13 protein-coding genes and 1 pseudogene are annotated in these 10,486 nt (G+C 68.4%); 12 read left to right on the top strand and 2 right to left on the bottom strand.

The window, feature by feature from the left end; all coding sequences use genetic code 11:
• A partial coding sequence (locus VNQ78_RS00305; RefSeq protein ID WP_325685388.1) for a precorrin-6A/cobalt-precorrin-6A reductase occupies positions 1–221 on the bottom strand: 221 nt, incomplete at its 3' end.
• On the opposite strand from VNQ78_RS00305, the gene cbiE reads away from it, so the two are divergent.
• The 8 genes from cbiE to VNQ78_RS00265 all read left to right on the top strand — a co-directional run bounded on the left by cbiE (position 220) and on the right by VNQ78_RS00265 (position 6,247).
• Positions 220–1,383: a precorrin-6y C5,15-methyltransferase (decarboxylating) subunit CbiE gene (gene cbiE, locus VNQ78_RS00300; RefSeq protein ID WP_325685386.1), complete on the top strand. Its 1,164-nt coding sequence runs from the start codon at positions 220–222 to the stop codon at positions 1,381–1,383. The two genes, VNQ78_RS00305 and cbiE, sit on opposite strands and share 2 nt — an antisense overlap.
• Entirely contained in the window at positions 1,380–1,730 is a 351-nt protein-coding gene (locus VNQ78_RS00295; RefSeq protein WP_325685384.1) for a cobalamin biosynthesis protein, read from the top strand. Before cbiE ends, VNQ78_RS00295 begins: the two co-directional genes overlap by 4 nt.
• Positions 1,727–2,500 (top strand): precorrin-4 C(11)-methyltransferase, encoded by a 774-nt coding sequence (gene cobM, locus VNQ78_RS00290; protein ID WP_325685382.1) that lies wholly within the window; start codon positions 1,727–1,729, stop codon positions 2,498–2,500. Before VNQ78_RS00295 ends, cobM begins: the two co-directional genes overlap by 4 nt.
• Positions 2,497–3,795, top strand: coding sequence for a cobyrinate a,c-diamide synthase (locus VNQ78_RS00285; protein WP_325685380.1), 1,299 nt, complete (start codon positions 2,497–2,499; stop codon positions 3,793–3,795). Before cobM ends, VNQ78_RS00285 begins: the two co-directional genes overlap by 4 nt.
• A complete protein-coding gene (cobF, locus tag VNQ78_RS00280; protein ID WP_325685378.1) occupies positions 3,792–4,535 on the top strand; it encodes a precorrin-6A synthase (deacetylating) in 744 nt (247 codons plus the stop codon). The genes VNQ78_RS00285 and cobF overlap by 4 nt, the downstream gene beginning before the upstream one ends.
• 389 nt (positions 4,536–4,924) lie before the next feature.
• Positions 4,925–5,389 carry a cytochrome c gene (locus tag VNQ78_RS00275; protein WP_325685376.1) on the top strand — a complete coding sequence of 155 codons (465 nt, stop codon included), beginning with the start codon at positions 4,925–4,927 and terminating at the stop codon, positions 5,387–5,389.
• Positions 5,389–5,988: a cytochrome b/b6 domain-containing protein gene (locus VNQ78_RS00270; RefSeq protein ID WP_325685374.1), complete on the top strand. Its 600-nt coding sequence runs from the start codon at positions 5,389–5,391 to the stop codon at positions 5,986–5,988. The genes VNQ78_RS00275 and VNQ78_RS00270 overlap by 1 nt, the downstream gene beginning before the upstream one ends.
• A gap of 100 nt (positions 5,989–6,088) precedes the next feature.
• On the top strand, positions 6,089–6,247 hold the full coding sequence (locus VNQ78_RS00265; RefSeq protein WP_325685372.1) for a hypothetical protein: 159 nt from the start codon (positions 6,089–6,091) through the stop codon (positions 6,245–6,247).
• 39 nt (positions 6,248–6,286) lie between these two features.
• Here VNQ78_RS00265 and parC read toward each other — a convergent pair whose 3' ends face one another.
• Complete coding sequence (gene parC, locus VNQ78_RS00260) at positions 6,287–8,515, bottom strand: DNA topoisomerase IV subunit A (protein ID WP_325685370.1); 2,229 nt, start codon at positions 8,513–8,515, stop codon at positions 6,287–6,289.
• A gap of 105 nt (positions 8,516–8,620) precedes the next feature.
• Here parC and VNQ78_RS00255 point away from each other — a divergent pair, with 105 nt between their 5' ends.
• The 4 genes and pseudogenes from VNQ78_RS00255 to VNQ78_RS00240 all read left to right on the top strand — a co-directional run.
• Positions 8,621–9,439 (top strand): SDR family NAD(P)-dependent oxidoreductase, encoded by an 819-nt coding sequence (locus VNQ78_RS00255; RefSeq protein WP_325685368.1) that lies wholly within the window; start codon positions 8,621–8,623, stop codon positions 9,437–9,439.
• Positions 9,440–9,464: 25 nt separating this feature from the next.
• Positions 9,465–9,665: a twin transmembrane helix small protein gene (locus VNQ78_RS00250; RefSeq protein ID WP_325685366.1), complete on the top strand. Its 201-nt coding sequence runs from the start codon at positions 9,465–9,467 to the stop codon at positions 9,663–9,665.
• Positions 9,665–10,237, top strand: coding sequence for a cob(I)yrinic acid a,c-diamide adenosyltransferase (locus tag VNQ78_RS00245; protein WP_325685364.1), 573 nt, complete (start codon positions 9,665–9,667; stop codon positions 10,235–10,237). The genes VNQ78_RS00250 and VNQ78_RS00245 overlap by 1 nt, the downstream gene beginning before the upstream one ends.
• Before the next feature lie 121 nt (positions 10,238–10,358).
• Positions 10,359–10,486, top strand: a pseudogene (locus tag VNQ78_RS00240) (electron transfer flavoprotein subunit beta/FixA family protein); the annotation flags it as partial.

Raw genomic sequence — 10,486 nt, 5'->3', positions numbered from 1 at the left:
GGATGGGTCGCGTCGATCACATGGGTCACGGCCTCGTCCTTCAGGAATTTCGCCAGCCCCGCCACCCCGCCGAAACCGCCGATGCGGGTGGGCAAAGGCTGCTCGACCGGGCTGCGGGTGCGGCCGGCATAGGAATAGACGGCGTCGAGCCCGGCCTCGGCAAGGGCGCGGGCCATGTTTCCGGCCTCGGTCGTCCCACCCAGAAGAAGGATGCGCGTCATGGCTGAACCCTGGTTGTCGATCATCGGACTGGGCGAGGATGGACCTGCGGGCCTTTCGCCCGCAAGCCGCAAGGCGCTGGCCGAGGCCGAAATCGTCTTTGGCGCGCCCCGCCACCTCGCGCTGGCCGGGGTCGAGGGGCGGTGCTGGCCGGTGCCCTTCAGCATCGAGCCGCTGATGGCGCTGCGCGGCCGCCCGGTCGCGGCGCTGGTGTCCGGCGATCCCTTCTGGCACGGCGCGGGCGGCCCGCTTGCCACCGCGCTCGCCGCCGGGGAATGGCGGGCCTATCCGGTGCCGGGGACGTTCTCGCTTGCCGCCTCGCGCCTTGGCTGGCGGATCGAGGAGACGGCCTGCCTTGGCCTGCACGCCATGCCCTTGGGCCGGTTGCGCCCGGTCATGGCGCGGGGCGCCCGCGCGATCTGCCTGATGCGCGACGCCCGCGCGCCCTCGGAACTGGCGGAATGGCTGGTCGCCCACGGCCTTGGCCGGGCGCGGATGGTGGTGCTGGAAGCCCTTGGCGGCCCGCGCGAGCGGATCCGCAGGACCAGCCCGGAGGGGTTCGACCTGACCTGCTGCGCCCCCGTCGCCGTGGCGCTGGACGGGGCCGATCTGCCGCCGGGGACCGGGCTGCCGCGCGGCTTCGGCCTGCCCGACGACACCTTCGCCCATGACGGGCAGATCACCCGCCGCGCCATCCGGGCCATGACCCTTGCCGCACTTGCCCCGCGTCCAGGCGAGATGCTGTGGGACATCGGCGCGGGATCGGGTTCGGTCAGCGTCGAATGGTGCCTGAACGGCGGCCAGGCCCAGGCCATCGAGCCGCGCGAGGATCGCCGCGTGAACCTTGCCGCGAATATCGAAAGCTTCGGCCTGCCCGACCGGATGCGCGTGGTCGCGGGCGCGGCGCCCGGCGCGCTGTCAGGCCTGCCCCCGCCCGATGCGATCTTTGTCGGCGGCGGGGCTGGGCCGGAAATGTTCGAGGCGCTGCCCCCCGCGCGCATCGTCGCCAATGCCGTGACGCTGGAGACCGAGGCGCTGCTCGCCCAACTCCACGGCCAGCGTGGCGGCAGCCTGACCCGCATCAGCATCGAGGACGTGGGCCCGCTGGGCGGCAGGCGCGGCTGGACACCGGCGCGCACCGTCACGCAATGGAGCTGGCCGTGAGGGTCGCGGGCATCGGCTTTCGCAGCGCGGTGACGCCCGAGTCGCTCGCCTCTGCGCTGGACCGCGCCGGTCCGGCAGACGCGCTCGCCACCGCCGAGGAAAAATCCGGCGCGGCGGCAATTCGCGAACTGGCCCGCAGGCGCGGCCTGCCTTTGCTGCCCGTGCGGGTCCGGGGCATCGCCACCCCGACCACATCCTCGCGCGTCACCGCGCTTTTCGGCACCGGCTCGCTGGCCGAGGCGGCGGCGCTTGCCGCGCTCGGCCCCGGAGCGCGCATCGTCGTAGCGCGCGTCACCTCGGCGGACGGCATGGCGACCGCGGCCATCGCAGAAGGAGAACCCGCATGACGGTTCATTTCATCGGCGCCGGTCCGGGCGCCCCGGACCTCATCACGCTGCGCGGGCGCGACCTGATCGCGGCTTGCCCGGTCTGCCTCTATGCCGGTTCGCTGGTGCCCGAGGCGCTGCTGACCCATTGCCCGCCCGGCGCGCGGATCGTGAACACGGCATCCCTGAGCCTCGACCGGATCATCGACGAGATCGCCACCGCCCATGCGGCCGGACTGGACGTGGCGCGACTGCATTCCGGCGACCTTTCGGTCTGGTCGGCGATGGGCGAGCAGCTGAGGCGGCTCGATGCGCTGGGGATCCCCTATGACGTGACGCCGGGCGTGCCCTCCTTCGCCGCAGCCGCCGCCGCGCTCGGGGCGGAACTGACGCTGCCGGGGGTGGCGCAATCGGTGGTGTTAACCCGCACCTCCGGCCGCGCCTCGGCCATGCCCGAGGGCGAGGCGCTGGCCCGTTTCGCCGCCACCGGCGCGACACTGGCCATCCACCTCTCGGTGCATGTGCTGGACCGCGTGCAGGCCGAGTTGCTGCCGCATTACGGGCCGGATTGCCCCGTCGCCGTGGTCTTTCGCGCAAGCTGGCCCGACCAGCGCATCCTGCGCGCGACGCTTGCCACCCTCGACCCCGCGATCGGGACGGGCGAGCGCACGGCGCTGATCCTTGTCGGCCGGGCCATCGCCACCGAGGATTTCGACGAAAGCCGCCTTTACGCCGAGGATTACGACCGCCGCTTCCGCCCGGTCGGCGCCAGCCCGAGATTCCCCGAGTGAGGGGGCTTGTCATCAGCGCCCCGGCCTCGGGCAGCGGCAAGACCACGGTGACGCTGGGCCTGATCGCGGCGCTGAGGGCGAGGGGCATGGCGATCCAGCCGTTCAAGAGCGGCCCGGACTATATCGACCCCGCCTTTCACGCGGCGGCGGCGGGGCGCGAGTCCTTCAACCTCGATTCATGGGCGATGGACCGGGCGCAGATCGCGCATCTTGCCGGCAGGGCGGAGGGGGCCGATCTTGCGCTGGTCGAAGGCTCGATGGGGCTTTTCGACGGCGTGGCTGCGACCGGGGGCTTAGGCAACGGCTCCAGCGCCGATATCGCCGCGCTGACCGGCTGGCCGGTCCTGCTGGTCCTCGACTGCAAGGGGCAGGCCCAGTCGGCCGCCGCCATCGCGCTGGGTTTCCGCGAGATGCGGCCCGATGTCCGGCTGGCGGGGGTGGTGCTGAACCGCATCGCCTCGGCCCGGCACGAGGCACTGATCCGTCACGCGCTCGATAGCCTCGCGATCCCGGTCCTTGGCGTCCTGCCCCGCGCCGCCGCGATCGAGCTGCCCGAGCGGCATCTGGGTCTGGTGCAGGCCCGTGAACATGCCGCGCTGGATGACCTGCTGGCGCGGGCGGGCGCGGCGGCGGACCGGCATCTGGACCTTGACGGCATCGTCGCCGCAGCCTCGGGCGGCATCGCGGCCGAGGCGTTTCGCCCGCTTCCGCCGCCCGCCGAGAGGATTGCGCTGGCGCAGGACGACGCCTTTTCCTTCATCTATCCGCATCTCGTCGCGGGCTGGCGCGCGGCGGGGGCGACGATCCTGCCCTTCTCGCCCCTCGCGGATGAGGGGCCGGATGACAGCGCCGGGGCCTGCTGGCTGCCGGGCGGCTACCCCGAGCTTCACGCCCCCCGCCTTGCCGCGGCGGAAGGGTTCCGCGCGGGATTGCAGCGCTTTGCCCGCACCCGCCCGGTCCATGGCGAATGCGGCGGCTATATGGCGATGGGCGAAGGGCTGGTCGATGCGCAGGGCCAGCGCCACCGCATGGCGGGCCTTCTGGGGCTGGAGACGAGCTACGCCCAGCGACGGATGCATCTGGGCTATCGGCTGGCGCGGCCCTCTGCCCCGCTTTGCGGCGCCTATGCCGCGCCGCTGGCCGGGCATGAGTTTCATTACGCCACCATCCTTGCCCAGCCTGACAGTCCCCTCGCCGAGGTGGTGGACGCCAATGGCGCTTCCGTGCCAGAGACCGGCTCGCGCCGGGGAAATGCGTCCGGCAGCTTCTTCCATCTTATCGGCGAAAGACCATGATCGACCTGACCCTTATCGGCATCGGCACCGGCAGCCCCGGCCACCTGACGCGCGACGCCATCGCCGCGATGCAGGATTCGGACCTGATCCTCATTCCCAAAAAGGGCGGGGACAAGGCCGACCTTGCCGATCTGCGCGAGGCGCTGTGCCGCCGCGTCCTTGTCAGCCCCCCGGAACTGGCCCGCTTTCCGATGCCGCGCCGCGAGGCCGGACAGGGCTATCTGCCGGGCGTCGAGGCATGGCACGACGCCATCGCCGCGGAATGGGAGGCGACGCTTGGCCGCCACCGCTCGACCCGGCCCGCGCTGCTGGTCTGGGGCGATCCCGCGCTTTACGACAGCAGCCTGCGCATCGCGCGGCGGCTGGCGCAAAGGCTTGCGCTGCGGCTGCGGGTCATTCCCGGCATCACCGCGATTCAGGCGCTTTGCGCGGCCCATGCCATCCCGCTGAACGAACTCGCCTCACCCGTCGTGATCACGACCGGACGCCAGATGCGCGACCACGGCTGGCCTGAGGGCGCAAACCGGGTGGTGGTGATGCTGGATGGCGAATGCGCGTTCCAGGGCCTCGATCCCGCCGGCGTCTCGATCTGGTGGGGGGCCTTTCTGGGCATGCCCCAGCAGATGCTGCGCCACGGCACGCTGGCCGAGGCCGGGCCGCGCATCATCCACGACCGCGCAGCGGCGCGCGAGGCGCATGGCTGGATCATGGACAGCTATCTGCTGGAACGCGCGGCCTGACGAGAAAGAGGCCGCCGTTCTTGCACCACGCGGAGGGAGGAGAGACGCGGCAAGAACGGCGGCACTGCCATGAAGAACCCCGTTGCGGCGCGGGGTGACAGGTATGCGGTCCCGTCTATCTCAGGTTGCGCCGCATCGCAGAATAACTCAATCGTAATTCATTTCGCACCAGCGCCCGGAACGGGTTTGCTCGTTTGCGCGCCACCGGTGAGACGGGACTGAAGGAAAAACGCGCATCGCCCGCGTTTTTTCGCCTTATGCGGGAAAAAACCGGGCTTGGAGCTGATCACGAAATCGGCATTCAGAGCGCGATTGGCAGAACGCCCGCCTTGTGCAACTCTCTGATCGCGAACCCCCGTGCAGCCCATGCCACACGAAAAGGACAGTCGATGCGCCAGATCCTGACCGCCGCCACCTTCGCCGCCCTCTGCGTGTTCCATCCGATCGGCGCAAGCGCCGACGAAGCCACCGAACAGGCCATCGAGGCGCGGCACGGTTTCTACAACATGCTTGCGATCAACATGGCGACGCTGGCCGGAATGGCCAAGGGCGACATCGCCTATGACGAGGCCGCGGCCAGCCGCGCCGCCGCGAATATCGAGGCGCTGACCCATTACGACCTGCCCAGCCTTTTCATTGCGGGCACCGCCTCGAACGAGGCCGAGGACAGCGCCGCCAAGCCCGACATCTGGAACAACATGGACGATTTCAGAACCAAGTTCGGCGGCCTTGTCGAGGCGGCGACCGGCGCCTCCGAGGCGGTGAAGGGCGGGCAGGACAAGGTTGGCCCGGTCGTCGGCAAGCTGGGCGCGGCCTGCAAGGCCTGCCACGACAGCTATCGCGAAAAGAGCTGATGGCCGGGACCGATCCCCGGCCGAGGCCGGTGCGCGAGGCGGTGGTCTGGGATCCACTCCTGCGGGTCTTTCACTGGAGCCTCGCGTTTTTCGTGATCCTCGGCTGGTGTCTCGGCCAGTTCGGTCCGGCCAAGATGACGCTGCATTTCTGGTGCGGCTATGTCGTCGCGGGCCTGCTGATCTTTCGGCTGGTCTGGGGCTTCATCGGCCCGCCCGAGGCGCGTTTCGCGCAATTCCTGCGCGGACCGGGGGCGGTTTCAGGCTATTTGCGCGGCGTGTTGATGCGCGAGCCAAGCTATTGGCCGGGCCATAACCCGCTGGGCGCGCTGTCGGTGATCGCGATGCTCGCGGTCCTTGCGGCGCAGGTGACCAGCGGGCTGATCTCGGACCCGGATGACTATATCAATGTCGGGCCGCTGGCGAGCTATGTGGCCCCGGCCACGCGGTCGAAGGCGGTGGGCTGGCACGAGTTTGGCGCGAACCTCGTCCTCGTGCTCGTGTTGCTGCATGTGGCGGTGATTCTGTTCTATCGCTTCTGGAAGCGCGAGGATCTGGTCAGGCCGATGCTGACCGGGCGCAAAAGGGTGCGTGATCGCTAGATAGTGTATTTGAGCGAATCGACGCGCCATGCGACGCTTGACCCCTGAGCCGAGCACGTCTGCACCGGCAGCCGTGCCAATCCAGCAGGAGCACGACGACATGACGAAACTCATCGCCGCCGCCGCTTTGGCATTGTCCGTGGCCGCCTTGCCGGCTGCGGCTTGCCCGTTCAGCAAGGCCAAGTCCGATCAGACCGCCTCGACCACGACCACCCCGGACGGGGCGACGGTCATCCTGAAACCCAAGGCGGACAGCTAGTCACAAAGGCCCGGAAAATCTCCGGGCCTTTGGGCCATTTCAGTTGAACTTGTTGTCGCGCGGGAAACCGCGCGGCGCCATATAGCCTGCGCCCGCGCGCTTGCCCAACCATTCGGTCAGGTCAGGCTCGGTCCGGGTGCGGCCGCCGGATTCCTGCCAGCGCAACCCGTCGGACAGGGCGAGGCAGATCGCGTCCGACAACCCGCCATCCTTGAACTTCTGCAGGCGGACGCCCTTGCCGCGGCCCATCTCGGGCAGTTCGTCCAGCGGGAAGACCAGCATCTTGCGGTTCTCGCCCACGGTCGCGACGTGATCGCCCGTCACCCTGCGGCAGAGCAGCGCGTCGCCGTTCAGCACCTGCTTGCCGCTGCGGGTCTGGGCCTGGATGTCGGCGGCGGTGACGATGAACCCGTCCCCCGCCTTCGAGGCGACCAGATAGCGCGCATCCGCCCGCCACGGGAACATGTCGATCACGCCGGCATCGTTCGGCAGGTCGATCATCAGGCGCAGCGGCTCGCCCATGCCGCGCCCGCCGGGCAGGTTGTTCGCCGGCAGGGTGTAGAAGCGGCCATTCGCGCCAAAGACCATCAGCTTGTCGGTCGTCTCGGCATGGAGCGCCATGAACGGGCCGTCGCCATCCTTGAACTTGACCTCGGCATCGAGGGGCTGGTGCCCCTTCATCGCGCGGATCCAGCCCATTTTCGACAGGATCACGGTGATCGGCTCGCGCTCGATCATGGAATCCATGTCGATCTCGGCCACTTCGCCCATCTCGCCGATCTCGGTCCGGCGCAACCCGCCGGGCGCGGACTTGCCGAACTTGCCGCGCGTCTCGCGCAGTTCCTCGGCGATCTTCGCCCATTGCGCGGCGGGATCGGCCAGCATCGCGGCCAGCCCCTCACGCTCCTCGGTCAGCCGGCCATGCTCGGCCCGCAGCTCCATTTCCTCGAGCTTGCGCAGCGCACGCAGGCGCATGTTCAGGATCGCCTCGACCTGAACTTCGGACAGCTTGAACTCGGCCATCAGGACCGATTTCGGGTCTTCCTCATAGCGGATGATCTCGATCACGCGGTCGAGGTTCAGGAAGGCGACCATATAGCCCTCCAGCACCTCAAGGCGGGCCGCGATCTTGTCGAGCCGGTGGTTCGCCCGCCGGACCAGCACGTCGCGCCGGTGGTCGAGGAAGGCGCGCAGCACTTCCTTGAGCGAGCAGACCTTGGGCACGCGCCCGTCGATCAGCACGTTCATGTTCAGGCCGAAACGGATCTCCAGATCCGAGACGCGGAACAGCGCCGCCATCAGCTGGTCGGGATCGACGGTGCGGGCGCGCGGCTCCAGCACGATGCGGACATCCTCGGCCGATTCGTCGCGGACATCGGCAAGGATCGGCACCTTCTTCAGCTGGATCACCTCGGCCAACCGCTCGATCAGCTTGGATTTCTGCACCTGATAGGGGATCTCGGTCACGACGATCTGCCAGATGCCCCGGCCCAGATCCTCGACCGACCAGCGCGCGCGCAGGCGCAGGCTGCCGCGCCCGGTCCGGTAGGCCTCGGCAATGGTCTCGCGGGACTCAACGAGCACGCCGCCGGTCGGGAAATCCGGGCCGGGCATGATCGAGATCAGCGTGTCGTCGCGCGCATCCGGCGACTTGATCAGATGCAGGCAGGCGTCGATCACCTCATGCAGGTTATGCGGCGGCACGTTCGTCGCCATGCCGACCGCGATGCCGCTGGCGCCATTGCACAAAAGGTTCGGGAAGGCGGCGGGCAGCACGATGGGCTCTTCCAGCGTGCCGTCATAATTCGGGCGGAAATCAACCGCGTTCTCGGCCAGCCCCTCCATCAGGGCCTCGGCGGTAGCGGTCAGCCGGGCCTCGGTATAGCGGCTGGCGGCGGGGTTGTCGCCGTCGATATTGCCGAAGTTCCCCTGCCCGTCGACCAGCGGATAACGCATGGCGAAGGGCTGCGCGAGGCGCGCCATCGCGTCATAGATCGCCGCGTCGCCATGCGGGTGATAGTTCCCCATCACGTCGCCGGTGATCTTGGCGGATTTTCGGAACGCCCCCGAGGGCGACAGCCGCAGCTCGCGCATCGCGTAAAGGATACGGCGGTGGACCGGCTTCAGCCCGTCGCGCGCGTCGGGCAAGGCCCGGTGCATGATCGTGCTGAGCGCATAGGTCAGGTAACGCTCGCCAATGGCGCGCGAAAGCGGTTCGGAGCTGGTCTGATCCGCATTCGGATCGGGGATGTTCGGATCGTCGGACATGTAAGGTTGAATATTCCTGCGCGCGGCTTCGGTCCAGCCGGAAATGCGCGTATTGCGCGAACCGCGCCCATGACGCAGAACCGTCCGGCAACAAGAGGCTGGCGCATGAAAACCGTTCTGATCACCGGCTGTTCCTCGGGCATCGGCCTCGATGCCGCGCGCCATATGAAGGCGCGGGGCTGGCGCGTGATCGCCACCTGCCGCAAGCCCGAAGATCTGGAGGCTCGCCGCGCCGAGGGCTTCGACGCCATCCATCTCGAACTCGGCGACGAGGACAGCGTGGCCCGCGCCGCCGAAGAGGCCCTTTCTCTTGGGCGAATCGACGCGCTGGTGAACAATGCCGCCTTCGCTATTCCCGGCGCGGCCGAGGACCTGCCCCGCGGCGCGCTGCGCTCGATCTTCGAGGCGAACCTCTTCGGCACCCACGACCTGACCCGCCGCCTGCTGCCGCATTTCCGCCAGCATGGCGGGCGGGTGGTGAACATCAGCTCGGTCCTCGGGCTGGTCGGCATCCCGTGGCGCGGCGCCTATGTCGCGACGAAATTCGCGCTCGAAGGGCTGACCGACGTGCTTCGGGTCGAGATGGCCGATACCCCGGTCAGGTTCGTCCTGATCGAGCCGGGACCGATCGGCACGAAGATCCGCCTGAACTCGATCCCACATTTCGAGGCTTGGATCGACTGGCGGTCGAGCCCGCGCGCCCAGCAATATCGCAACGTGCTGCTGAAACGGCTTTACGAGCCGGCCGCGAAAAAGGATCGCTTCGAACTGCCGCCCTCGGCCGTCAGCGCCCGGATCGCGCAGGCGCTGGAAAGCCCGAACCCGCGCCCGCGCTATTACGTCACCACGCCCACCCATGTCTCGGGGATCGGGCGGCGGCTGCTTTCGACGCGCGCACTGGACTGGTTCGCGCGCCGCAGCTAGGCTTCACCCCCGAAAGGCAAAGATCATGCACGACAAACCGCTTCTCATCCTGCTGGCGATCTGCTGCCTCGCGGTCGTCGTGATCCTCGCGACCGGGATCGGCGGCTTTGCCCGGGGCGGAGAGTTCAACCGCAGGAACGGCAACCGGTTGATGCGCTGGCGCATCATCGCCCAGGCGATCGCGGTCGCCGTCTTCCTGCTCTATCTCTGGGCAAGGGGTCACTGATGGTCGTCCTGAACCGCATCTATACCCGCACCGGCGACCGGGGCGAAACCGCCCTCTCGAATGGCGAGCGGGTGCCGAAACACGCGCTCCGCGTCGAAGCCTATGGTTCGGTGGACGAGCTGAACGCGACGCTCGGGCTGGCGCGGCTCCATGCCGAAGGCAGCATGGCCGAACGGATCGCGGTGATCCAGAACGACCTTTTCGACCTTGGCGCCGACCTCTCCCGCCCCCGGATGGAGGAGGATGCGAGTGCCCCCTATCCGGTACTTCGGATCATCGAATCGCAGGTCACGCGGCTCGAGGCCGAGATCGACGGCATGAACGCCGACCTCGCGCCGCTGCGCAGTTTCATCCTGCCGGGCGGGTCGGCACTTGCGGCGCATCTGCATCTCTGCCGCACCGTCGCCCGCCGCGCGGAACGCGCCGCGGTGGCCCTTGCCGCGAGCGAGGACGCCAATCCCGAGGCGGTCAAATATCTCAACCGTCTGTCCGACTGGCTCTTCGTCGCGGGTCGCGTTGCCAATGCGAACGGCACCGACGACATCCTCTGGGTTCCCGGCGCCAGTCGATAGCGCCATCATTCGGGCTACTTCGCCTAACGACACAAACCCGTCGTTTTTTCCCTGTTATTGCCCGGACCAGCCCGCTAACAAATCCCCCGAACAGGTGACGCAACAAAAGGGAGAGAGGCCGATGAAGGTTCTCGTGCCAGTGAAACGCGTGATCGACTACAACGTGAAGGCCCGCGTTAAGGCGGACGGATCCGGTGTCGATCTTGCCAATGTCAAGATGTCGATGAACCCGTTTGACGAGATCGCGGT

This window comes from Paracoccus sp. (in: a-proteobacteria), from assembly GCF_035556475.1.
Taxonomy (GTDB): Bacteria; Pseudomonadota; Alphaproteobacteria; order Rhodobacterales; family Rhodobacteraceae; genus Paracoccus.
This window is presented reverse-complemented; position numbering and strand designations above follow the sequence as displayed.

Bases quoted from the DNA above. Each gene is read 5' to 3' on its own strand.
- cbiE (WP_325685386.1), top strand. From the start codon at position 220: ATGGCTGAACCCTGGTTGTCGATCATCGGACTGGGCGAGGATGGACCT.
- cobM (WP_325685382.1), top strand. From the start codon at position 1,727: ATGACGGTTCATTTCATCGGCGCCGGTCCGGGCGCCCCGGACCTCATC.
- cobF (WP_325685378.1), top strand. From the start codon at position 3,792: ATGATCGACCTGACCCTTATCGGCATCGGCACCGGCAGCCCCGGCCAC.
- VNQ78_RS00275 (WP_325685376.1), top strand. From the start codon at position 4,925: ATGCGCCAGATCCTGACCGCCGCCACCTTCGCCGCCCTCTGCGTGTTC.
- VNQ78_RS00270 (WP_325685374.1), top strand. From the start codon at position 5,389: ATGGCCGGGACCGATCCCCGGCCGAGGCCGGTGCGCGAGGCGGTGGTC.
- VNQ78_RS00265 (WP_325685372.1), top strand. From the start codon at position 6,089: ATGACGAAACTCATCGCCGCCGCCGCTTTGGCATTGTCCGTGGCCGCC.
- parC (WP_325685370.1), bottom strand. From the start codon at position 8,515: ATGTCCGACGATCCGAACATCCCCGATCCGAATGCGGATCAGACCAGC.
- VNQ78_RS00255 (WP_325685368.1), top strand. From the start codon at position 8,621: ATGAAAACCGTTCTGATCACCGGCTGTTCCTCGGGCATCGGCCTCGAT.
- VNQ78_RS00250 (WP_325685366.1), top strand. From the start codon at position 9,465: ATGCACGACAAACCGCTTCTCATCCTGCTGGCGATCTGCTGCCTCGCG.
- VNQ78_RS00245 (WP_325685364.1), top strand. From the start codon at position 9,665: ATGGTCGTCCTGAACCGCATCTATACCCGCACCGGCGACCGGGGCGAA.